We start from the raw sequence: 23,683 nt of genomic DNA, 5'->3' as shown, positions 1-23,683 counted from the left end.
CTCAGGTTTAGTTTAATCGATAATTAATATCAGAAAGATAAAAAAGTTGTTAGGAATTATGAAAAGTTATTAGAATAAAAGAGTAAGATTAAGTTAAAGAGTAAGAGAAAGATTTTAATTTGTTTTTCTTAATCTTGATCATACACTTACTCTTAAACTTAAACTTGCTCTATCTTATTAAAATCATCTTCTTCGTTTCTGAAAATGTACCGACTTTTCCGTCTTTGCTTTGCAAAGACGAGACAAGCAACTGATAAAAATATATTCCATTAGAAGGCCTAACCCCGTCCCTCTCCGAAGGAGAGGGCAGAACGATTTTTCAAACTTCATTTTAATAAAACAAATTTCTTAGTTTCATTAAAATTACCTGCAGTTAATCTGTAAAGGTAAACTCCACTAGAAAGACTACTGCCATCAAATTCTATTTCATACGTTCCGGATTGCTTTTCCTCATTAATCAATAATGCAATCTCTTTTCCCAAAATATCAAATACCTTTAATTGCACTAAAGTCCCTACTTTGGAGGGATTTAGGGAGGCCGGTATTGTAAATTTTATTTTTGTTGTTGGGTTAAACGGGTTGGGGTAGTTTTGTGAAAGTGAAAACTCATTAACGAATGGAATTTCTACTTCTACAATTTGTGAATACTCAAATGTTCCGTCGTAGTCAATTTGCTTTAGTTTGTATTGACATTTGCCCGGCTTCACATCATTATCAGTAAATGAGTAATGCTGTGTTTCCGTTGTTGTTCCGTGTCCGGGAACAAATCCTATTTTCTTCCACTCGTTGTTGTCATTCTGAGTCCCGCTGTTTGCAGGATAAACTCCGCGATGAATCTCAAAACCAGAGTTATTTGTTTCTGTTGCGGTTGACCAGGTTAATTCTATTAAATTATCATTTTTAATATGATTAGCAGCAAAAGAAATTAATTCCACTGGTGTTCCACCATTATTTGTTTTAAGAATTGTTCCATTACTACCAGCAGCCCATCCGACTGAATTATCGACGAAAAATATTGAATTAAGATTAGAAGTTGTTCCACTAACCTGCATTGACCAGTTTGTTCCACCGTTTGAAGAATATAAAATATTTCCTGCCCATCCAGTTACCCATCCGTTGTTAGCATCGGCAAAGAAAACAGATGTGTAAGTTTTTAATGTATCACTTCTAAGTAAAGACCAGTTAAGTCCGCTGTCGGTTGTTTTGTAAATCAAGCCCTTCGACCATTGTGCATTCTTCCCTGCAATCCATCCAGTATTGGAATTGATGAAAAAAACTGCATAAAATTCATCCATAAAAGCTGAGTTAAACACCGGATTCCAGTTTAAGCCGGTATCTGTTGTCTTGAAAACTTCTGAGCCAGAGCTAAAACCCAGACTACTATTCACAAAGAAAATAGAAAATAGTTTTTCATCCATAAATCCATAATTGTCCTGCCAGGATGCACCCCCATTAGTAGTTTGAATTATATAACTATCATAACCTGTGCTTGAATACATATAGTTTCCGACTGCCCATCCATTATTTAAATCCAGAAACTGTACTGAATGCAAATCAACTGGAAAAGGAGGATTAGCTATTTGTAAAAACCAATTACTACCACCATCGGTTGATTTCATAATGCTTACATCCTCTCCTACAATCCATCCGGTATTGTTGTTTAAGAAATAAACTGAGTAGAGGTTATCAGTTGTTAAACCGGTCTGAACAATCCAATTATTTCCACCATCAGTAGTTTTTAGAACAATGCCTTCATCGCCGACTGCCCAGCCAAGATTTACATTGATGAAAAATATTGAATTGAGATTTAAGGTCACATTACTGTTTTGCTGATACCACTGTGCAGATACACTAATTGAAAGCAAAAAAACCAGAAGAAATATTTTAAGTGTTTGCATAATTTTACCCCATTATAAAATTAAACTTATCGGAAACATAAAAAAATAATTTAACAAAGTCGAGTACTATTATGGCCGAAGATCATCCCGACAAGTTGGGACAGTTCTGAGATTTTATAATGTTCTTCATCCAACATCATTTTGCTCAGTTCTGTCCGAAGGACTCCTTTGGAGGAGAACTGAGGAACGGAACATTTTTTTATCCACCAAATCAAAAAAATCTTTATATTTGGCTTCAATTTTTTACAAAAAAACTACATTAATGCAGAAAGTATTCATCAATAAACTCAAAGACTTTATCGGTCAGGAAGTAACGCTTCACGGCTGGCTATTTAATAAACGATCAAGCGGAAAAATCAGGTTTGTAATTTTACGAGACGGAACTGGTTATGTTCAGTGTGTTTACTTCAAAGGAAATGTTTCTGATGAAATTTTTGAGTTGGCTGATAAAATCGGACAGGAATCTTCCATAATTGTAACTGGAAAAGTTAAGGAAGATACCCGACAGGTTGGTGGAGTTGAAATTGATGCAACAGGTTTGACTGTAATTCAGGATGCAAAAGATTATCCGATCACTCCAAAAGAACACGGACCGGAATTTTTACTTGATAATCGTCATCTCTGGCTTCGTTCAAAAAAACAGGTTGCGATAATGAGAATTCGTCATCGCATAATAAAAGCTATCAGAGATTTTTTTGATGAACGCGATTTTGTTTTAATGGATCCACCGATTCTTACTCCAAATGCGGTTGAAGGAACTTCAACATTATTTGAAACTCCGTACTTCGATCTTGGAAATGCATACTTAACTCAGTCAGGACAGCTTTATGCAGAAGCCGGTGCAATGGCTCACGGAAAAGTTTATACTTTTGGTCCAACATTCAGAGCTGAGAAATCAAAAACAAGAAGACACCTGACTGAATTCTGGATGTGTGAACCTGAAGTTGCGTATGCAGATTTAAATGACGATATGGATTTAGCTGAATCAATGCTTGAATATATTGTTCAAACAGTTTTAAAGGAAAGAGCAGAAGAGTTAAAAATTTTAGAACGTGATACATCAAAACTTGAAAAAGTTGTTAAACCTTTTCCAAGAATAAGTTATGATGAAGCAGTTCAGATTCTGCACAAGAACGGAGTAAAGTTTGAATGGGGAAATGATTTCGGTGCACCTGATGAAACTGTTATCGTTCAACAATTTGATAAACCAGTTATGGTTCACCGTTATCCTGCGGAAGTAAAAGCTTTTTATATGAAACGTGATCCTGAAAATCCAAAAGTTGCGTTGGCAGTTGATGTACTTGCACCTGAAGGATACGGCGAAATAATTGGTGGAAGTCAGAGAGAAGATAGTTTGGATGAACTCATCTCAAGAATCAAAGAACACAATCTTCCTCAGGAAGTTTTTGAATGGTATCTGGATTTAAGAAGATATGGAACCGTTCCTCACGCTGGTTTTGGAATCGGACTTGAGCGAACAGTAAGCTGGATTTGCGGACTCGATCATTTAAGAGAAGCAATTCCTTTTCCGAGAATGATTTACCGTAATACTCCTTGAGAAATGGAAGATGTTAGACGGTTGATGGAAGATGGGAAATGGTAGATGGCTGATGGAAGATGTAAGATGGAAAAATTTTTAAGCATTGATTAAATGAATCCGAAAACTGAGGAGTTATTAAATAGAACTTTTGAATTTGGAGTTAAGTGTTCATTATTTCTTGAATCTTTACTGAATACGAAAGGGAATGCTCTAATAACTTATCACTTGACAAAAGCTTCTACATCTGTTGGTAGCAATTACGAAGAAGCGCAAGCTGCTGAATCATTGAAAGATTTTATACAAAAAAATGGTGTTGTATTGAAAGAATCAAGAGAGAGTAATCACAGGCTGAGAGTTTTGGATGCAATTCCAAAGGATGATTTTAAGAATTCTGATTTATAATTTCTATTAAAAGAAAGTTTTGATTTTAAAAAGATTTTCACTTCAATTAAATTAACAGCACAACAAAATTTAAATAAGCAATACTGATTTATAATGGTTATCTACATCTCCCATCTTCCATTAAACATCTACCATCGATAGAGGGGTAATGACTTTAGAAACCATTCTCTTTATCGTATTCGCATCGATTTGTGCTGTATCAGCAGTGCTGATGATTACACGACCTAACCCGGTTCTCTCAGCGTTATTTCTTGTGTTGAATTTTGCTTCACTTGCCGGATTGTATTTACTGCTTAATGCACAGTTCATTGCAGTTGCTCAGGTCATCGTTTATGCTGGTGCGATTATGGTGTTCTTCCTTTTTGTGATTATGCTTTTGAATCCTGAAAAAGAAAAAAATTTTTTTGAACAAAAAGCTAAGCTTAGAATTTTTGTTGTTGTAATCGTTACGCTTGTGCTAATACAAATTGTCTATATAATATTTTTATCAAACCCTTCTCAATCAGTAACACCGGAATTTACTAAAAGTGTTGAAACCGGAACTGTTGAAAATATCGGAAGAGAAATGTTCACTAATTACATTTTGCCGTTTGAAGCTGCTGGCTACTTATTACTTGCAGCAACGATTGGTGCATTGGTTTTAGCAAAAAAGAAATTTGAATAGATATGCAAATACCAATTGAATATTATTTAGTATTAAGTGCGTTTATGTTTACGGTGGGAATAGTTGGAGTTCTTACACGCCGAAATGCAATCGTTGTTTTTATGTGTGTTGAGTTGATGTTGAATTCAGCAAATCTAACACTGATTACATTTTCATCTTATTTGGGAGATGTTGGCGGGCAGCTTTTTGTTTTTTTTGTCATGTCAGTTGCCGCAGCAGAAGCAGCAGTTGGATTGGCAATTATAATTGCAATCTTCAGAAATAAGCTCACAGTTAATATTGATGAAATAAATATTTTAAAGTGGTAAGGCTTCCTCTATCTCCCCCGAAGGGGGAGGATAGAGAAAAAGAATTTTTGAAGTAAGATTGATGACTCAGAAAATTTAATTTATGGAAATTATAAATTTATATGAAAGCGTATCACTCTCCCCTTGGCGGAGAGACGGAGTGGGGCCGTTATGATTGATTTAATTTATCTCACTGTCCTTTTTCCGTTACTCGGATTTTTATTTAATGGTTTAATCGGACCAAAAATTAAAAGTGAAAAACTTATCGGGATTGTCGGCAGCGGTGCAATTGGATTATCTTTTGTTGTAACAGTTGGTGCATTTTTCGAAACTCTATCGCTTCCTGCAGAACAGCGATTAAATATCATAACGCTTTTTCAGTGGATTGCTGTTGGCGGATTGAACATCAGCTTTTCTTACCAGGTTGATCAGCTTTCACTTGTTATGTCGCTCATCGTAACCGGAGTTGGATTTATCATCCACGTTTACTCAATCGGTTATATGCACGGCGATAAAAGTTTCTGGAGATTTTTTGCATATCTGAATCTCTTCATCTTTGCAATGATGAATCTGGTGTTAGCAGATAATTTTCTTCTTCTGTTTCTCGGATGGGAAGGTGTGGGATTATGTTCTTACTTACTTATCGGATTTTGGTATGATAGAAAATTTGAAAAGAGTACAACATCTGCGGCTGGATTAAAAGCCTTCATTGTTAACAGGATTGGTGATTTCGGATTTCTTATCGGAATGTTTCTGATCTATTCAACATTCGGAACGCTTGTATTTTCAGATGTTTTTGCCCGAGCAGTTTCTTTCAGTGTACCGGAACATATCTTTGTTTTAATTGGGATATTTTTATTCATCGGTGCAACGGGTAAGTCTGCACAAATTCCGCTGCTTGTTTGGCTTCCGGATGCGATGGCTGGTCCGACACCGGTTTCTGCTCTCATTCATGCTGCAACAATGGTGACTGCAGGTGTTTACATGGTTGCAAGATGCAGTATCATTTATGCATCTGCTCCTGCTGCAATGATGGTTGTTGCTGTAATTGGAGTGTTCACTGCTTTCTTTGCTGCAACTATCGGTCTGGTTCAAAATGATATTAAAAAAGTTTTGGCTTATTCAACTGTCAGCCAGCTTGGATATATGTTTTTAGCAATGGGTGCGGGCGCTTTCTCTGCAGGAATATTTCATGTGATGACTCACGCATTCTTCAAAGCACTGCTCTTCCTTGGTGCCGGTTCAGTAATTCATGCAATGCATGAACAGCAGGATATAAGACACTACGGTGGTTTGAAAAAATATCTGCCTATCACTTATGGAACTTTTTTAGTTGCTGCTGTTGCTATTTCAGGTATTCCACCGCTATCAGGATTTTTCAGTAAAGATGAAATTCTCTGGTATTCATTCACGAACCTTGGAATTGTTTTTTGGCTGATTGGATTGCTTACAGCAATGATGACTGCTTTTTATATGTTCAGACTTTACTTTTTAACATTCGAAGGAAAAGAAAAATTTAAGATTACTCATCATTCTTCATCAAAAGCCACTTTCCTTGGGGAAGGGGTTGGGGATGGGCCTCATCCACACGAATCACCAAAACTGATGACAATCCCCTTAATTATTTTGGCAATCTTATCGGCAATCGGTGGATTCATCGGTATCCCTGAAATTTTTTCGGGTGAACATGGCAATCTTTTTCATTCGTGGTTAGCTCCAATATTTAAAACAGCGGAAATTAAATTGATGGATTTTGGAAGTCACTCACATTCCCAAGAATTATTATTGATGTTAATTTCGATCATCGCTGCAGTAAGTGCAATTCTTTATGCGCGTTTTGTTTATTTGAAAAAACCTGAAGTTGCAGATAAGACAGCTTCCAGATTTAAAGGTATTTATCATACTTTGCTGAACAAATATATTCTTGATGAAGCTTACGAGGCTACGATAGTAAATCCAATCGTTAAAGGATCTGAAAAAATACTCTGGAACTTTACTGACAATAAAGTAATAGATGGTCTTATAAACTACATTGCAAAACTTATTGATGCGCTTTCCGGAGTAATCAAAAAAATTCAGACCGGAGTTGCTCAATCGTATGCACTCATGATGGTTCTGGGAATTTTAATCGCTCTATTCTGGATAATTCTAAGACATTAGTAAATGGAACAATCATATTTATTAACATATTTGCTAGCTGTTCCGGTAATCGGTTCAATCCTCATTCTTTTCATTCATAAAGAAAAAGCTAAACTGATTAAGTACACCGGGCTGGCAATTTCACTCATTGCTTTTATAATTTCATTAATTATTTATTTTTATTTTGATAATCAATCCACAGATTTCCAGTTTGTTCATAAATTTAACTGGATAAAAGATCTCAACATAAGTTATAATGTTGGAACCGATGGTATGTCACTTCTATTAATTCTGCTTACAACTTTTCTTACTCCATTAACTCTTATTTCAAGCTGGAGCAGTATTAAACATAAAGTAAAAGAATTCACATTCTTCATGCTCTTTCTTGAATTAGGGATGCTCGGTGTATTTGCATCTCTTGATATTTTTCTGTTTTATGTTTTTTGGGAAGCAATGCTCATTCCGATGTATTTCATTATCGGTATTTGGGGTGGCGAAAGAAGAATTTACGCATCTATTAAGTTCTTTATTTACACGATGGCTGGCAGTTTGTTAATGCTTGTTGCAATTGTCTGGCTTGTAGTTTATTCGTCAGAATTGCTTGGCGGATTTACAACAAACTTGCTTGATTTATACAAAACTGGACCAACGATTGATCATACAATTCAGGGATTATTATTTCTAGCTTTTGCATTAAGCTTTGCAATTAAAGTACCGTTATTTCCATTTCATACATGGCTTCCTGATGCACACGTTGAAGCACCAACTGCCGGAAGTGTTATTCTGGCAGGAGTTTTATTGAAGATGGGCACGTACGGATTTTTGCGATTCAATCTTCCATTGTTTCCACAAGCTACTCTTGATTATGCAGGATTGATTTCAGTTCTTGCGGTGATTGGAATAATTTATGGGGCACTCGTTGCAATGGTTCAGACAGATATGAAAAAACTGGTTGCTTACTCATCAGTTTCTCACTTAGGTTTTGTAATGCTTGGAATTTTTGCATTGAACGAGGAATCAGTTCAGGGTGCGGTAATCCAGATGGTAAATCATGGATTATCAACAGGCGCACTCTTCCTTTTAGTGGGAATGATTTATGAAAGAACTCATACAAGAAAAATTGCTGATTATGGAGGAATTGCAAAACTTGTTCCCTGGTTCTCATTTGCATTTTTGTTTACTTCACTTTCTTCAATCGGATTACCCGGATTGAATGGCTTCATTGGTGAATTTTTAATTTTAACCGGTGCTTTCAAATCCTCAGTTTTGAACAGTTGGTGGTTTGCTATATTTTCTGCTTCCGGTGTAATCTTCGCAGCTATCTATTTATTATGGATGTATAAAAAAGTGGTATTTGGTGAAGTAACCAATAACAGCTTGAACTCTTTAACTGATCTTAACTTCAGAGAAAAACTTGTACTGATTCCGATATTTATTTTTATAGTATGGATAGGAATTTACCCAAGTACATTCCTCAACATTTCGGAAAAATCCTCCGAAAAAGTAATTGAAAAAGTAATCAATCCTGAAAAATTAAATTTAGAATAGGTTCGGTATGATTTGTAAGGTATTTTTCAATGCAATCATATTGACCATAATATTATTGTCATTTAATGTTGAATTAAATGCATCAGTACAAAATGTAGCAGACACAACATCCTTCATTGAGAATTCGGATACCAATTATTCAGAAGCTCATAATTTACCTGATGTTTTTATGGTGATTCCTTTTATCACTCTGCTTTTGATTATTGCTACCGGTCCTTTGTTCTATCGTCATTTTTTTGAAAAAAATTATGCGATCATTTCTATTGTTTTAGGATCGATCACTGTTGGATATTATCTGTTTATCCTGCGTGATTCCCACACTGTCCTTCATACACTTGATGAATATATATCATTTATTGCTTTGCTCGGATCTCTCTTTGTTGCTGCAGGTGGAATATTAATAAAAGTGGACAGGAAGGCAACACCGATGTTGAATTCATTAATTTTTTTATTCGGTGCAGTTATAGCAAACGTTATAGGTACTACTGGTGCATCAATGTTGTTGATAAGACCATTCTTAAAATTGAATAAAGACAGAATTAAACCTTATCATATAATCTTTTTTATTTTTACGGTGAGTAATATCGGTGGCGCATTAACACCAATTGGGGATCCACCATTATTTCTTGGATTTCTGAAAGGTGTAGAATTTTTCTGGGTAATAGAGAACGTCTGGTATATTTGGCTGCCAACGATACTAATTGTAATGGCTATCTTTTTTATTATTGATTCGCGTAACATCTCGGCTAATGAAAAAGAACAAACTTATTCAGGTAAAATTGAATTTCAGGGAATTAAAAATGTGCTCTTACTTTTAATAATTTTAATTTCAGTTTTCATTGACCCGGCAGTAATTAGCTGGGTTCCAAGTCTCGATCCGTTTCCTTTGGGAATAAGAGAAATTATTATGATCAGTATAATTTTTGCCGCATACAAATTCACAAAACCGGAAATATTAAAAGCGAATGAATTTGATTTTGAACCGATGAAAGAAGTTACGTATTTGTTTTTAGGAATATTTGCTACTATGATGCCAGCACTTCAACTAATTGCTGAAACTGCTAAAGCTAATGGTCAGGCTTTAACGCCGGGAATTTTTTATTGGGCTACAGGTATTTTGTCTGCATTCCTGGATAATGCTCCAACTTATTTGAATTTTTTAAGCGCTGCAATGGGTAAATCCGGAATGGATGTAAACATTCCTTCGCAGGTATCACAATTTTCCGGAGATTTTCCGATTTATCTTTCTGCTGTATCGGTCGCTGCTGTTTTTTTTGGTGCGATGACTTACATTGGAAATGGTCCAAATTTCATGGTCAAGTCAATCAGTGAAAGAGCCGGAATTAAAATGCCAAGTTTTTTCGGTTATTTATTTAAATATTCAGTTCCGGTTCTTCTACCGATATTTACTTTAGTCTGGTTAGTTTTTTATTTTGGTAAATCTTGATATTGAATCTTTATATGAATTTAAAATCATTGCAGAGATAGTGAATATTTTTGTTTTTAGTTTACCTGGAAAAATGATCCGGAACTATCTGTGAATTAAAATAGTATTTCAAAAAATTATTGATGAAAACACAATCTTCATAGAGTACAATTATGATAAGCTTACAAGATTTTTTTAATATAATACCACTCGTTATTATCGGGGGTGGAATAGTCCTGTCTATAATTTTAGAATTGTATATGGATTCAGGAAAACGAATTCTGCCATGGTTTTCGATAATACTCTTCACAGCAGCCGCACTTTATTCCTTGCTTACTGTACAGAATCAATCAGTGATTTTTCAAAGTATGTTGTCAACAGGCGGTATTACAAATGTATTTTATTTTATCTTTAATGTTGGAGCAGCACTGGTTTGCTTCTTATCAATTGATTATTCAAAAAAGTACGGGATTAATTACAGCGAATATTATATCCTCATCCAAAGTTCTGTTTTAGGTATGATGTTTATGGCTGGTGCTAAAAGTTTGTTTATGATTTTTCTTGGTCTTGAAATAATGTCTGTATGTTTTTATGTGCTTGCAGGAGTAAACAGAAAAAAAGAGAAAGCAATTGAAGCTTCATTAAAATATTTTTTATTGGGTGCATTTGCTACAGGATTTTTAGTTTACGGAATAGCACTTATTTATGGTTCAACAAAAACTACTTCAATAGATATGATTACTGCTGGCTTTTCTGAATACTCTGGCAATATTCTTTTTCTTGCTGGCATCCTTTTATTCCTTATCGGATTCTCATTTAAAATTGCAGCCTTTCCCTTTCACATGTGGGTGCCTGATGTTTATGAAGGTGCGCCAACAACGGTTACCGGTTTGTTTTCAACTATCGGAAAAGCAGCAGCATTCTCAGCTATTCTTGCTGCACTCACTGCATTATTCTCAGGTCAAAGTTCAAGTATCTTTCTTCCATATTTAGCAGTGCTTTCTGTTTTTTCAATGCTGTATGGAAGTATAGTTGCGATTGCTCAAACAAATATTAAAAGAATGCTGGCATACTCATCAATTTCCCATGCCGGTTACATTCTTATCGGTTTAGCAGCAGGAACATCTTCGGGTGTTGCTGGTGTAGTTTTCTATCTTGCTGTTTATACATTCATGAACCTGGCAGCGTTTGGAATCATTTCATTGATTGAAGGTGATGATGATTCCAATCTTGATATAAATTCATATTCAGGTTTGGGTACCAAGAGTCCGGTTCTTGCTGCATTACTTGCAATTATAATGTTTTCTCTTGCAGGGCTTCCTCCGTTAGCAGGATTTTTTGCAAAGTATTATGTTTTCGTTGCCGCTATCAAATCAGGTTTAACCTGGCTTGCAATCCTCGGAATTATTTCAAGTATAATTAGTGTATATTTTTACCTCAGGATAGTTGTCCTGATGTATTTCAAAGAAACTGAACACGAAATTGAGCACTCAAAAAGTAAAAGTGGTTTATTTGGAGTAGCTGTATCAGTATTGCTGGTTATTTTGTTTGGTATTATTCCAGGTTCTTTATTAGATCTGATTACAGCTTACCTTTAATGTGATATTTAAATGTCAGATAATTTCTTTAAATGAGACTTAATTAATTATGATTCCGCTTTATTCCACAAAACAGATCCGACAGATTGATGAAATTGCTATCAGACAATTTGGTATTCCCGGAATTATTTTGATGGAAAATGCTTCCCGCGAAATATTCCTAAAGATAATGGATAGAACCTCATATCCGAATTATTTCAAAATTGGTTTCCTGTGCGGCAAAGGAAATAACGGAGGAGACGGGTTTGCTGCAGCCAGACATTTCTCTAATGCTGGTTTTGAAGTTGTTGTCATTTATGCCGGTAATGAAAATGAAATGTCTGCTGATTGTAAATTCAATTTTAAAATTCTGAAAAAACTATCGCAATCAAATAAATCAATATTTCTAAAAAAGTTTACTTCAGTTTCAACTTTGAAAACATTAAAAGATTGCAGGATAATTTGTGATGCTTTGTTAGGCAGTGGAATTACAGGCTCGCTTCGTGAACCATATTTATCAATCATAAATTATGTTAATAGACTTAAAATTATTCGTGTTGCGATTGACATCCCAACTGGTTTGAATGCTGATACCGGTTATGCTGAAAATGCTTTCAATGCCGACTTTACCATTACGCTTGGGCAATTGAAGAAAGGATTGTTTTTCAATGATGGATATGTTTATTCGGGTGAGGTTGAAAAAGGTGGAATCGGAATTCCTGATTCACTTTACAATAAATTCAAACCCGCAGAATTTTTAATTGAACCTGAAGATGCGCTTGCTGGTTTACCGGTAAAAGCTAAAAACTTACATAAATATTCTGCGGGAAAAGTACTTACAATTGCTGGCTCAGGTTCCTTGCCGGGTGCTGCTGTTCTAACTTCAACATCAGTTTTGAAAGTTGGCGCTGGTGCATCAATACTTTGCTTTCCTAAATCTGTAAGAGAGCTTGTCCATAGAAAACTTGGTGAAGTTGTTGTTAAATCGTATGAAGATTCCGGGAAGGAATATCTTAGTGAAAAAAATATTTCAGAACTTGAGGAAAAAATTCGCTGGGCGGATATTATTGCAATTGGTCCTGGGCTTGGAAGAGAAAGAGAAACACAAAATGCTGTTATTAGCATTTTAAAAAAGTATAAATCGAAAAAATTTGTAATAGATGCTGATGCGGTTTTTGCGCTTGGAAACAATCGGTACAAAAAAATAAATTTAAAAAATGTAGTACTCACACCTCATCATGCTGAATTTGCTAATATGATTGGTATTACAGTATCTGAATTAAAAAAAGATGTCTTAAAATTCGGAAAATTATTTTCACTTAGGACTGGTGCATATCTTGTACTGAAAGGTGCTCCAACCATAATATTCAACCCAGAAGGTGAAGCATTAATAAATACAACCGGAAATCCAGCACTCGCAAAATTTGGGACAGGTGATGTTCTAACCGGATTCATCGCGGGAATTTTATCACAACAAAAAGATACTGAAAAAGCAATCGTTTCTGCTGTTTATATTCATAGTCTTGCTGCAGATCTGTTAGTTCATAAAAGAACAAATCTTGATATTCTTGCTACAGATATTCAAAATTATGTACCACAAACAATAAAATTCCTGAGAAATTCTGTTGTTTGAATATCTGCAAAAACGAAAAGTAATATTAGTTTACCTGCCATTAATTATTTACTGGCTTGTACTTTTCACTGCAACAACTTTGCCTGTTCAGGAACTACCGAGTATTGGATTATCAGATAAATTAAATCACTTCATTGCTTATTTTGTTCTGTCTGTTTTAGTTCATCTAACATTGATTTACCAGCGAAGGTTTGAAATACTTTTTAACTACGCGCCAGCAGCAACTTTAATTATTAGTTTATTATATGGCATTGCAGATGAGCTTCATCAGATGCTGATTCCCGGCAGATCTGCTGAATTACTTGATTGGATAGCTGATGCTTCCGGAGCGATAATAGGAGTATTACTTGTTTTGTATCTTAAAAACAGATTTAAGTACAAATCAGAATATAAGAGCATCTGAATTATTATCGATGTATCACTATTTTCAATTTAAAGACAAGATATTTCACTCCTGTCTTGCCGGCAGGCAGGTCGTTCAATATGACAAATTAGAATTTTTCAGAAGTCTCTAAAACTTACTCGAGTGAATGACTTCATAGTATTTGCGGATACAATTCGATATTTGATATATATCTTCCTCTCATTAGTTTTCAGTGTGTCCAATTACTTTAATTAAAAATCGAGATAGCTCAAAAGAGCAAGTAAATCTATTTTACTCTCAATGTGAATAAACAATTATCATCATTGTATGTCGAAAGTTACAGCAAATAGAAAAATTCTGATCTCTGTTATTTTATTATTTATGCAGTTGATAATTCTGTATCTATTTAAATATTACAATCAGGATCTTTCCATAAATAATTTTTCTATTCTGAAGACAGGAAACTTTATTAATTTATTAATCTATGCCGGAATTATTGCAGGGATTTTTATTTCCCTGAGGAAAGGAAAGCAAATAATATCAGTTAAGAGTATCAATATTTTTATACTTATAAGTTATTTTTTGATATTGGTATCAATAATATCAACGAAGGTTGAAATAATTAAAACTTCCGCTTATTTCTTCGATCAACCGTTTAATAAAGTGCTCACAGGATTATTATTCCTTTTCTACTTTTTTTCTTTGATTTATTTTTTAGTGTTCATCTGGAGTCAGGTAATCAGCGCTAAAAAGGTTTCGATTATTCGGATTATCACCAGGTCATTCTTTATACTACTGCTGTTTCTGATTGCCATTATACTTTTCATAGATAATATAAGCTATACATCGGGAAGATGGGTGCTGGTAAAAAGTAAAAAAAATGTTGCAGTAGTTTTAGGTGCTGCTGTATGGAGTGGAAATATTCCAAGTCCAACACTTTCTTCGAGAGTAGATAAAGCATTGGAGCTTTTAAAAGACGGATTTGCAGGAGAAATTGTTTTAACAGGCGGTAAAGCTCCGGGAGAGTTGAGCGAATCCGAAGTAGCATTCGAGTATGCCCGCATAAAAGGAGTTGATACATCAAAAGTTGTGATAGAGAACGTCACTTCATCAACGAGTGATCAAATCAGGTGGATCTCAGATGAACTTGTTGCTAATCAAAAAAATATTTCTGATATAATAATAATATCGGATGCATACCATTTGCCAAGAGCGATTGAGATTAGTAAGTTTTTCAATCTTGATATTAAAGTTGCTCAATCAGCTCACAAACAAGAATTTAATGATAAGATCTTTACCAAGATCCGAGAATGTATTGCTGTATTTAATTTTTGGAATTTTGCTTTATAAAAAACTGTTCTGATATTTGCAGCAAGATTAAGTCTGAATATTGAAATTTAAAATTGTTCTTAAAAAATGACCAACAAATCGAAACGCAGGATAGTAAGAGAGAAAGTTCTGCAAATTTTATATGCGTATGAAATGAATAAAGAATCACTTCAGCCACTCTCAAAAGAAATCCTAAGCGATATTAGTGAAGAAGTAGAAAAAAAATTTGCTAAAAACCTCGTTAGAAAAGTACTTGACAATCTTGAAGCACTGGATATGCGAATAGTAGGGAGAGTAACGAACTGGGAAATGAACCGGATTGCATTAATTGATAAAATTCTTCTGCGGATAGGTATCTGTGAACTTTTATTTTTTCCGGATATACCTCCAAAAGTATCTATCAACGAATCAATAGAAATTGCAAAAGATTTCAGTACAGCAGGAAGTGCAAAATTTATTAATGGAATACTCGATGCAGTACTTGCTGAAGAAAAAAAAGAGGGAAGATTAAATAAAACTGGCAGGGGTCTTGTCGAAGAATCAATATCACCTTCAAAGCAATAGCCGATGAAAGACAAAGGAAGAGTATTTGTCTGGACTCTCTTTGATTTTGCCAACACTTCTTTTTCAATCATCGTTGTAACTTTTCTTTATGCAGTTTACTTTAAGAAAACGGTTGCAGGAAATGAAGCAATCGGTGATTTATACTGGAGTATCAGCACAAGTATTGCAATGATTATTACTGCAATAATTTCACCTGTACTTGGTGCAATCGCTGACTTTAGTGCAGGCAAAAAAAGATTTCTTCTTTTCTTCACATCACTTTGCGTTATTGGAACGGCTTCACTTTATTTTATCGGACCCGGACAAATTTTCTGGGGGATTGTCATTTTCGTTATTGCAAATGTTGGTTTTGAAGCAGGTCTTGTTTTTTACGATGCTTTCCTTCCGGAAATTACAACTCCAAAAAATTATGGCAGAGTTAGCGGTTATGGTTTTGGTATGGGATATCTCGGTTCATTAGCCACACTGGCAATAGTTTTTCCTCTGATTGAAGCATCAATGATTAAAGAAACTTTTCCAGTTGCTGCGGCTTTCTTTTTGTTTTTTTCTCTGCCGCTATTTTTCTTTTTGAAGGAAACGAGAAACAAAGTTGAGACACACCAATCATTTATTTCAATTGGATTAGGAAGAGTCTGGACAACTTTAACGCATTTAAAAAATTACAAGAACCTCGCAATTTTTCTGGTCGCTTACTTTTTTTATATAGAAGGAGTGAATACAGTAATTTTCTTTTCAGGAAACTATGCAAGTACAACACTCGGTTTTTCAGAAATGGAACTTCTTATCTTTTTTATTGTTGTTCAGACAACTGCGATTTTAGGTTCTGTGCTGTTTGGAATAATTGCAGATAAAATCGGGCAGAAGAAAACTATTGTCATAACATTATTTATGTGGCTCGTTACTGTTGCATTAGCATTTTTCGTGTATGATAAAACAGGTTTTTATATTGTTGGATTGATAGCTGGTTCGGCAATGGGTTCAAGTCAATCAACCAGCAGAAGTTTGATGAGCAAATTAACTCCACCTGAGAAAAAAACCGAGTTCTTCGGATTTTATTCATTCTTTGGAAAAAGTTCTGCGGTTATTGGACCATTAGTTTTTGGATTGGTCAGCTTTTTATCAGGCGATCAGAGAATCGCCATCATCTCGATAGCATTTTTCTTTATTATTGGATTACTGATTTTAACAAAAGTTAAAGATCCTAAGACCATTACTTAGGTAAAATCTTATACACTGCTTTACCTGCCAGCTTCTCAACATTCCATTCAAAGTTAACTTTCTTTTCCTCAGTTCGTACATTACAGATTTTATATCCGCAGAATTTACAAAGCTCTGATGTGCAAAAATCAAAATGAATTTTTAGCTGAGAACCTGACTTTCCTGCAAACAGGTTAGGAAAATCTTTACCAAGCTCTTCTTCAATCCTCTTTTCTTCTTTATGAGATTGCTCGATAGTAAAGTAATAGGGAAGTATCAAATGAAAATCAATAAACATTCTGTCACCGGATTGCCAGTAACGCAATTCGTGAACATCTATCCAATAATCTTTTTTCATTGAGATGAGTTTATCCGAAATATTTTTAAGAATCTGAGGGTCAGTTTCCATCATCAAACCGCGCACTGATTCACTTATTAGTTTATAACCGGTGAAAATAATATTTATTGCAACTATGATGGCAAGAATTGGATCGAGCAGAATATAACCTGTGAATATTACCAATATTACTCCAACCAGAACTCCGATGCTTGTGTAAGCATCTGTCAGTACGTGTTTGCCGTCAGCAATCAGAGTTATTGAATTTGTTTTCTTTCCGGTTTTTATCAGATAATAGCCAAGTCCAAGATTAACAACTCCCGCAATGCTTATGAAAATTACTCCAACATTTAAGGATTGTAAAACAGGACCAGCAATTAAATCGCTGACTGCCTCATAAATTATTACACCAGCTGCCAGCAGAATTAGAAGTCCTTCAACCCCAGCAGAAAAATATTCAACATTGCCATGACCGTAAAGATGTGATTCATCAGCAGGTTTGGAACTTAAAATAATACTGAACAATGCCATTCCTGTTGCGGCTACATGAACAACAGATTCAGCAGCATCAGAAAAAATTGCTACTGACCCGGTAATTAAATAAGCTGTCATCTTTGTGATGAACATTCCAATGCCGATTGCAAGTGAAATGTGAGCTGCTTTTTTCCGAAGATTAATTTGTTCAGTTCTGTTCATATAACGTCAGTTATTTTGTTGAGCTTTTTTGCTGCTTCTATGAGCACATTATCAGATTTAGCAAAACAAACTCTGATTATTGATCTGCTTTTTCGATCATTGTAAAAAGGTGAAAGAGGAATTACGGCTACACCGACTTCTTTAGTTAAATATTCTGCAAATTCTAAGTCAGGTTTATCAGAGATATCAGAGTAATCCAGAAGCTGGAAATATGTACCTGAACATTTTTGAGTTTTGAATTTTGATTGTCCGGAAGCAGATTGAATTTCACTCAGAAAGACATCACGTTTGAGCTCATAAAATTTACCAAGCGACAGATATTTTTCTTCCTGTTTCATAAATTCTGCATAAGCAAATTGAATGGGAGTGTTAACAGAAAATACTACAAATTGATGCATCTTTCTGAATTCTTTTGTAAGAAACTCAGGTGCTGCACAATAACCCATCTTCCAACCGGTTGTGTGATATGTTTTCCCGAATGAAGAAATGACGAATGTTCGTTTAGCTAATTCCTCTGAACTTGCAAGACTCAAATGTTTATTGCCATCAAAAGTAATATGCTCATATACTTCATCACTGATTATTAATATTCCGGTTTCCTTTATAATCTGTTCAAGTTGAATAATGTCATTTTCATTCAGAAGACTTCCTGTTGGATTATGTGGTGTATTGATAATAATTGCTTTTGTTTTGCTGGTAATTTTTTTTCGGACAAGATCCCAATCGACTGAGTAATTTCCGGGAAGGAGTGGAATGTAAACCGGGATTCCATAATTGGAAAGAATATCAGGTACGTAACTATCATAAGCAGGTTCAAATACTATTATTTCATCACCAGCTTTCACAACACAGCTTATTGCTGTAAACAATGCCTGAGTTGCACCGGCGGTTATTGTTATTTCTTCTTCAGAATCATAATGTCTGTTGTAAAGTTTTTCAATCTTTTCTGAAATAATTTTACGAAGTGATTGAATACCCTGCATCGGCGCATATTGGTTAAATCCTTTTTTCTGGAAATGGTGAACAAGATCAATCAGCTCATCATCACAATTCCAGTCAGGAAAACCTTGTGCAAGATTTAATGCATTGTACTCAGCAGCCATCCTTGACATAATTGTGAAAATACTTGTACCCCATTCAGGTAGTTTTGGCAGGTGATTCATAACTTCAATTTGAAATTAGAAATTGTGGATCTTCAGGTCTCATTTCATCATAAATGCGTTTCAATTCTTCATAAGCGAATCTGCTTCCACGCTGTGCTGCCATCTTAAAATAATTTACCGCATCAGATTTTGATGGAGATACGCCAAACCCATTAGCATAGCAAATTCCAGTTGAAACCATAGCGAACAGAGAACCTTCTTCAGCAGCTTTTTTTATTTTTTTGAAATCTTCAGTTTTATTGTAACTACTGAATTCATCAAGCAGCTTTGAAACAGTTAATCTGATTCCAGCCTCTTTACTTCCGAGTTTCTCTGCATCTTTCCAGAGAGTCAATCCTGTATCAGGATTATATCTTCCAAATCTGTTTGAGTAGTAATTCAATCCTGATTCAACGATTGCCGGAAGGTATAAAGCATTTGCAGACTCATCCAGTAAATTGATCGCATCTGTAATCGTAATCCTTTTATCAAAACCAACAGCAGTTAAGCCGTACCATAAATATTTAGCAACTACATTACCATTATTACTTTCCTGCTCAACTATTTGTATAAAATTTTCTTTCTGTGATAATTGCCAGAGCAAGTATGTGCCGGAAGGAGAATCATTTCTTAGAGACAAATAATAATATGTAGCTGCATCTACCAGGTTACTCTTAAAATAAATTCCTTGTTCATACATCCGACCGATGATGCTTTGAGCTTCAGGACTTCCTATTTCAGCAAGCGTTTTCAGAATCTCAACATTTCCCGGAGTACACAAATCTTTTAGTGATTTTGGTTTTTCAGCTAATAAGATTTTCGAAAGACTATCAGAACCAATAATTTCTAACTGTTCAATTAAAACACTATCGGAAATAACTATAGAAGAATCACTAATTGAATCGAAATCAATAAAAACCAAACCAAGATTTGAAGTAAGGTTTTCTGATGGATCAGGTATAGGATTTTTTTCTTCAGGTTTTCCTGATTGACTCAGAAGTGAATCAACAACATTTTGTGAAACTTTGGGTTCAAGTTTCGCTGCAATTTCTTTCGCTGGTTCATAATCCTCATCAGCGGCTTTTTTAATCCAGTAGTAAGCCAGATTATAATCCCGTTTTACAGTAAGGTTATCGGTGTATAAAATTCCAACAACATACTGTGCCTGAACCATTCCATCATTAGCAGCACTTTGGAAAAGCTTAAATGCAGTATAAGGATCCCACGAAACCCCGATTCCATTAAACAGCATAATTGCGTAATTATATTTAGCAGAAGTCAGGTTTTGATCAGCAGCTTTCTTAATCCAATAAATTGCTTGAACTGTATCAGCAGGAATCCCTTCACCAAGTAAAAATCTCAAGCCAAGTTCGTGTTGTGCAAGCGGATCACCAGCATTTGCTTCCTGAGTTAATCTAAACTTTTGCCATATCTGGTAAGCCAGATCAGGTCTGTAAAAATGTGGTGAAGTTTGCTGTGGTCCTTTATTTTTGAATGCAAGACTTTGAGTGGTATCCTGTGCAAATGTCGTCAGGCAAAATAAACCGCTAAATATTAAAGAGAAACAAATTTTTTTCAACAATTGCTTTTTAAATCTTCTAAAAATAATATCAAATATAATTGAAATTTTGAAGGCAGTTCAAGTTGATTTTGGAGGGTATGTATCGAAATCTCTATTTTGTTTTGCTGCTGGCTTTAGCTTTTTGAAAGTATGCCTTCATCGGTTTTAAGTAATGTTCCTTCCAGCATTTTTCATATTTTTTTTCCTCTCCTGATGGAAGCTGAGTATGTATTATGGTAAGCTTTGTACTGTTGTTGTGTTTTTCAAACAGGATTTCAACTTTGGAATCTATTGCTCCCTCAGGAAAATCTGTTGTTCTCCAGCTTTGAACTATTCGTCCAAAAGGCTGTAAAATCATATTCGTTCCGGTTATAAAACCATTTGCGATCGAGAATGATGAACCATTTCTTGGTTCAATGTGAGCCTTAGTTCCTGTAAAAGTAGTATGAATTTTACTATTTAACCATGAATCGTATAGTTTCTTAGCACTAACAGGAAATATTGCAGATATTTTAATACTGGGTTCCAATTTATTAATCTCTTTTTGTAAGAATAAGAAAATTCATGCCTAATGGCAAATCTAAAGTGAAATTAATTAACGAAAGATTATCCTCATCTATGAAGAGTGAAAATGCAATCCTTGATTTTATTTTACTTTAAATTGCTAATAAATTGACCTTAATCTATTCCAGCGCTGTAACAATCGCAGGTTAGTCCAACAGCTTATTTATTAAAAGTAGTCATAACCACCAAGGTGGATAAGTCTGAGTTTCTATATCAATTCTATAGATTCTTAGTTTTATGAAAACATCATTACTGAAAATTTACCTATACGCTCTCGCTTTTCTCAAAATAATTTTTTACATTTCTAACAAATATTATCACGGGTATTTATATGTTTAACAAAAAATCCCTGAAATTTAATTTTCTCCTCTCACTGCTGCTTGTCTTACTATTGTTTGCTTCCTTGGACTATGCCCAGCAGGAAGAACGATCCTTACAACCACAATTAACTCGGGATAAATCTCTTTTCCCTTTAAAATCCACCGGGGTATGGACAGAAGTTCATCCATTAATACCAAGAGTGGATTATTGGGGAATTGATTTTGCAAATGCAGACCTGCCTACCGGACAGGCAGGCACCGGCTGGGCAGTAGGCGAAGGCGGTGCAGTAATTAAAACAACGAATGGAGGACAGAAGTGGATATGGTATGAAAGCGGAGTTGAGAACACACTGAGAACAGTTGCTTCAGTAAATAACGGACAAAGAGTTATAGCAGCAGGCGATGGAGGAATAATTATAATCTCAGAAGATGCAGGAGAAACGTGGATCCAGTTGTCAAGCCCGACGACAAGAAACATCTGGAATCTGCAGATGATAACCGATGAGATTGGATGGATGGTAGGAGAAAGAGGAACTGCTTTAAAAACAACTGATGGCGGATTAATCTGGGTGCAACAATCTATGCCATATCCAACTGCACCATACTGGGATGTAAGTTTCATTGACACATCATTTGGTTATATGTGCACAAGTTCGGGTATTGTGTTGAAAACAACAGATGGTGGAGTAAGCTGGATAACACAAATAGCTGGAGATACAAGAAGTCTTTACACAATTTATGCTATTGATACACTCAGAGCATCTGCAGGGGGCTTCGCAGGAAAGGTTGTTTATACAACGGATGGAGGTATTAACTGGTTAAATGCAGGAGGAGGAGGAATAAGTGCACCAGAAATAAATAAAATAAAATTTATGGATGAAGTAAAAGGATTTTTAGCATCTTCAGGCGGCTTCTATAAATCTACTAACGGAGGTGTTAGTTGGTATGAAAATAATGATCTTAATCAGGAATTTTCCTCAGTATTTACAACAAACTTATCTCTCCCAACAGAAGAAAAAGGTTTTGTTACCGGAGGTAAAATGCTTCTTGCAAAAACCACAAATGAAGGTGAAAGCTGGCGAAGAACAATAGTGAATGCAGATTTATTTAATGTTTACTTTAAGGATGAACAAAATGGGTTTATAAACAGTACCGACCTAATTTACACAACAAATGACGGAGGACAATCTTTAGATACTATTTTAACTTTTCCGTACAATGAAATTTTTTCTATGGAAGGAATGACATTTACAGATAGTCTGAACGGCTTCATCGGAACATTGCCTGCAAGAATTTACAAAACCACAAATGGAGGGCAAGGCTGGCATAGAACCAATATAACAGGGTTAGTGGATTCATCCTGGGTAATAATTAAGTTTTTCTTTTTGACAAAGGATATAGGTTGGGCAATTAGCAATAAACGCATAATGAAAACAAATGACGGGGGAGAGAATTGGTTTGTGCAATTAAATATGCCAGGAGCCGGATATTTTTCCGGTATTCATTTTGTTGATTCTTTATATGGTTGGATATCAGTATTAAGTAGAAGACCATTTAAAACAACAGATGGAGGAGAAAATTGGACTGAACAAACAAATTTAAACTTTTATCAGACTAATGATGTATATTTTAAAGATACGCTTAACGGATGGTTATTAAGCGAGAATAAGCTTTATAGGACTAATGATGGAGGAATTACTTGGTATCAGGATACTCAAATCTCAGCCTACACTTCGCGATTCAAATTAATTAGTAATACCCACTTTCTAATTACTTGGAATATCTATGAAAGCATAGACACAGGAAATACCTGGATTAATATAATGTCGGATGTAGGTACTTCTTTTTTAAATCTTTATGCACCTTATAATTATTTTTGTGTCCCGATAGGAGTAAGAGGTCTTGTTATGAATTATTTGGACACAACAATAGTTCCAGTTGAATTAACAGGCTTCAAAGCAGAGTTAAGAAATTTGAATGTATTATTAAGCTGGCAATCAGCAACTGAAAAAAACAATATGGGATTTGAAATACAACGCTCAAAAAACAAAGTTCATTGGGAAGTTATAGGTACTGTTTCTGGTAAAGGCACAACATCAGAAAGACAAAATTATTCGTTTGAAGATACCAATATTGAAAATCAAATGTACTTTTATAGACTTAAACAAATTGATTACAATGGTTTATTTAAATATTCTAATATTATTGAAATAAAAATTTACTTAAATAATTTTGAACTCTTTCAGAATTACCCGAACCCAACTAATCCAACCACCATAATAAAATATATCGTCCCGCTGGAATCTTTTATTGAAATGTATCTGTATGATATCAAAGGTGAAAAAGTTTCAACTCTGATTTACGAGAACACTCAGGCTGGCATATATACAAAAGAAATTGATTTGAGAGAATTATCCACGGGTGTTTATTTCTATACGCTTAAAAGCTCTACGGGTTTTTCACAAACAAAAAAATTATTATTCATCAAATAACGG

The 23,683-nt window shown here is 34.9% G+C and carries 19 protein-coding genes; 14 read left to right on the top strand and 5 right to left on the bottom strand.

The genetic code is table 11. The features are described 5' to 3' along the window. Positions 1–326 precede the first annotated feature (326 nt). Positions 327–1,898: a T9SS type A sorting domain-containing protein gene (locus HND39_16630; protein QKJ97770.1), complete on the bottom strand. Its 1,572-nt coding sequence runs from the start codon at positions 1,896–1,898 to the stop codon at positions 327–329. A 262-nt stretch (positions 1,899–2,160) separates the two neighbouring features. On the opposite strand from HND39_16630, the gene asnS reads away from it, so the two are divergent. The 13 genes from asnS to HND39_16565 all read left to right on the top strand — a co-directional run bounded on the left by asnS (position 2,161) and on the right by HND39_16565 (position 16,589). Beyond that, positions 2,161–3,456, top strand: coding sequence for an asparagine--tRNA ligase (gene asnS, locus HND39_16625; protein QKJ97769.1), 1,296 nt, complete (start codon positions 2,161–2,163; stop codon positions 3,454–3,456). Between the two features lie 93 nt (positions 3,457–3,549). After that, on the top strand, positions 3,550–3,840 hold the full coding sequence (locus tag HND39_16620) for a four helix bundle protein (protein QKJ97768.1): 291 nt from the start codon (positions 3,550–3,552) through the stop codon (positions 3,838–3,840). Positions 3,841–3,988: 148 nt separating this feature from the next. Next, a complete protein-coding gene (locus HND39_16615; GenBank protein QKJ97767.1) occupies positions 3,989–4,504 on the top strand; it encodes an NADH-quinone oxidoreductase subunit J in 516 nt (171 codons plus the stop codon). 8 nt (positions 4,505–4,512) lie between these two features. Continuing rightward, on the top strand, positions 4,513–4,812 hold the full coding sequence (gene nuoK, locus HND39_16610; protein ID QKJ98048.1) for an NADH-quinone oxidoreductase subunit NuoK: 300 nt from the start codon (positions 4,513–4,515) through the stop codon (positions 4,810–4,812). Between the two features lie 150 nt (positions 4,813–4,962). Continuing rightward, positions 4,963–6,951, top strand: coding sequence for an NADH-quinone oxidoreductase subunit L (nuoL, locus tag HND39_16605; GenBank protein ID QKJ97766.1), 1,989 nt, complete (start codon positions 4,963–4,965; stop codon positions 6,949–6,951). 3 nt (positions 6,952–6,954) lie between these two features. Then, positions 6,955–8,478: an NADH-quinone oxidoreductase subunit M gene (locus tag HND39_16600; protein QKJ97765.1), complete on the top strand. Its 1,524-nt coding sequence runs from the start codon at positions 6,955–6,957 to the stop codon at positions 8,476–8,478. Positions 8,479–8,485: 7 nt separating this feature from the next. Further along, a complete protein-coding gene (locus tag HND39_16595) occupies positions 8,486–9,925 on the top strand; it encodes a citrate transporter (GenBank protein ID QKJ97764.1) in 1,440 nt (479 codons plus the stop codon). A 149-nt stretch (positions 9,926–10,074) separates the two neighbouring features. Continuing rightward, a complete protein-coding gene (locus tag HND39_16590) occupies positions 10,075–11,502 on the top strand; it encodes an NADH-quinone oxidoreductase subunit N (protein ID QKJ98047.1) in 1,428 nt (475 codons plus the stop codon). A gap of 49 nt (positions 11,503–11,551) precedes the next feature. Next, complete coding sequence (locus HND39_16585) at positions 11,552–13,114, top strand: NAD(P)H-hydrate dehydratase (protein QKJ97763.1); 1,563 nt, start codon at positions 11,552–11,554, stop codon at positions 13,112–13,114. Beyond that, positions 13,107–13,517, top strand: a complete 411-nt coding sequence (gene vanZ / locus HND39_16580) for a VanZ family protein (GenBank protein QKJ97762.1) — start codon at positions 13,107–13,109, stop codon at positions 13,515–13,517. Before HND39_16585 ends, vanZ begins: the two co-directional genes overlap by 8 nt. Positions 13,518–13,805: 288 nt before the next feature. Beyond that, entirely contained in the window at positions 13,806–14,828 is a 1,023-nt protein-coding gene (locus tag HND39_16575; GenBank protein ID QKJ97761.1) for a YdcF family protein, read from the top strand. Positions 14,829–14,894: 66 nt separating this feature from the next. Continuing rightward, the gene (gene nusB / locus HND39_16570) at positions 14,895–15,371 is read left to right on the top strand and encodes a transcription antitermination factor NusB (protein ID QKJ97760.1); all 477 of its coding nucleotides are present in this window, start codon (positions 14,895–14,897) and stop codon (positions 15,369–15,371) included. A gap of 3 nt (positions 15,372–15,374) precedes the next feature. Further along, positions 15,375–16,589, top strand: coding sequence for an MFS transporter (locus HND39_16565; GenBank protein ID QKJ97759.1), 1,215 nt, complete (start codon positions 15,375–15,377; stop codon positions 16,587–16,589). Here the strand turns inward: HND39_16565 and HND39_16560 are convergent. The 4 genes from HND39_16560 to HND39_16545 all read right to left on the bottom strand — a co-directional run bounded on the left by HND39_16560 (position 16,582) and on the right by HND39_16545 (position 20,833). Then, a complete protein-coding gene (locus tag HND39_16560) occupies positions 16,582–17,601 on the bottom strand; it encodes a cation transporter (protein QKJ97758.1) in 1,020 nt (339 codons plus the stop codon). The two genes, HND39_16565 and HND39_16560, sit on opposite strands and share 8 nt — an antisense overlap. Then, positions 17,598–18,764: an aminotransferase class I/II-fold pyridoxal phosphate-dependent enzyme gene (locus HND39_16555; GenBank protein QKJ97757.1), complete on the bottom strand. Its 1,167-nt coding sequence runs from the start codon at positions 18,762–18,764 to the stop codon at positions 17,598–17,600. The genes HND39_16560 and HND39_16555 overlap by 4 nt, the downstream gene beginning before the upstream one ends. 4 nt (positions 18,765–18,768) lie before the next feature. Next, positions 18,769–20,322, bottom strand: coding sequence for a sel1 repeat family protein (locus tag HND39_16550; protein ID QKJ97756.1), 1,554 nt, complete (start codon positions 20,320–20,322; stop codon positions 18,769–18,771). A gap of 94 nt (positions 20,323–20,416) precedes the next feature. After that, positions 20,417–20,833, bottom strand: coding sequence for a hypothetical protein (locus HND39_16545; GenBank protein QKJ97755.1), 417 nt, complete (start codon positions 20,831–20,833; stop codon positions 20,417–20,419). Between the two features lie 366 nt (positions 20,834–21,199). Between HND39_16545 and HND39_16540 the strand changes: the two genes are divergently transcribed. Beyond that, entirely contained in the window at positions 21,200–23,680 is a 2,481-nt protein-coding gene (locus HND39_16540) for a T9SS type A sorting domain-containing protein (protein QKJ97754.1), read from the top strand. The last annotated feature ends 3 nt before the right edge of the window (positions 23,681–23,683 follow it).

This window comes from Ignavibacteriota bacterium, from assembly GCA_013285405.1.
Taxonomy (GTDB): domain Bacteria; phylum Bacteroidota; class Ignavibacteria; order Ignavibacteriales; family Ignavibacteriaceae; genus IGN2.
This window is presented reverse-complemented; position numbering and strand designations above follow the sequence as displayed.

Bases quoted from the DNA above. Each gene is read 5' to 3' on its own strand.
- HND39_16560 (QKJ97758.1), bottom strand. From the start codon at position 17,601: ATGAACAGAACTGAACAAATTAATCTTCGGAAAAAAGCAGCTCACATT.
- HND39_16555 (QKJ97757.1), bottom strand. From the start codon at position 18,764: ATGAATCACCTGCCAAAACTACCTGAATGGGGTACAAGTATTTTCACA.
- HND39_16620 (QKJ97768.1), top strand. From the start codon at position 3,550: ATGAATCCGAAAACTGAGGAGTTATTAAATAGAACTTTTGAATTTGGA.
- HND39_16540 (QKJ97754.1), top strand. From the start codon at position 21,200: ATGTTTAACAAAAAATCCCTGAAATTTAATTTTCTCCTCTCACTGCTG.
- HND39_16585 (QKJ97763.1), top strand. From the start codon at position 11,552: ATGATTCCGCTTTATTCCACAAAACAGATCCGACAGATTGATGAAATT.
- HND39_16595 (QKJ97764.1), top strand. From the start codon at position 8,486: ATGATTTGTAAGGTATTTTTCAATGCAATCATATTGACCATAATATTA.
- HND39_16600 (QKJ97765.1), top strand. From the start codon at position 6,955: ATGGAACAATCATATTTATTAACATATTTGCTAGCTGTTCCGGTAATC.
- asnS (QKJ97769.1), top strand. From the start codon at position 2,161: ATGCAGAAAGTATTCATCAATAAACTCAAAGACTTTATCGGTCAGGAA.
- nusB (QKJ97760.1), top strand. From the start codon at position 14,895: ATGACCAACAAATCGAAACGCAGGATAGTAAGAGAGAAAGTTCTGCAA.
- HND39_16615 (QKJ97767.1), top strand. From the start codon at position 3,989: ATGACTTTAGAAACCATTCTCTTTATCGTATTCGCATCGATTTGTGCT.
- HND39_16565 (QKJ97759.1), top strand. From the start codon at position 15,375: ATGAAAGACAAAGGAAGAGTATTTGTCTGGACTCTCTTTGATTTTGCC.
- nuoL (QKJ97766.1), top strand. From the start codon at position 4,963: ATGATTGATTTAATTTATCTCACTGTCCTTTTTCCGTTACTCGGATTT.
- HND39_16575 (QKJ97761.1), top strand. From the start codon at position 13,806: ATGTCGAAAGTTACAGCAAATAGAAAAATTCTGATCTCTGTTATTTTA.
- HND39_16630 (QKJ97770.1), bottom strand. From the start codon at position 1,898: ATGCAAACACTTAAAATATTTCTTCTGGTTTTTTTGCTTTCAATTAGT.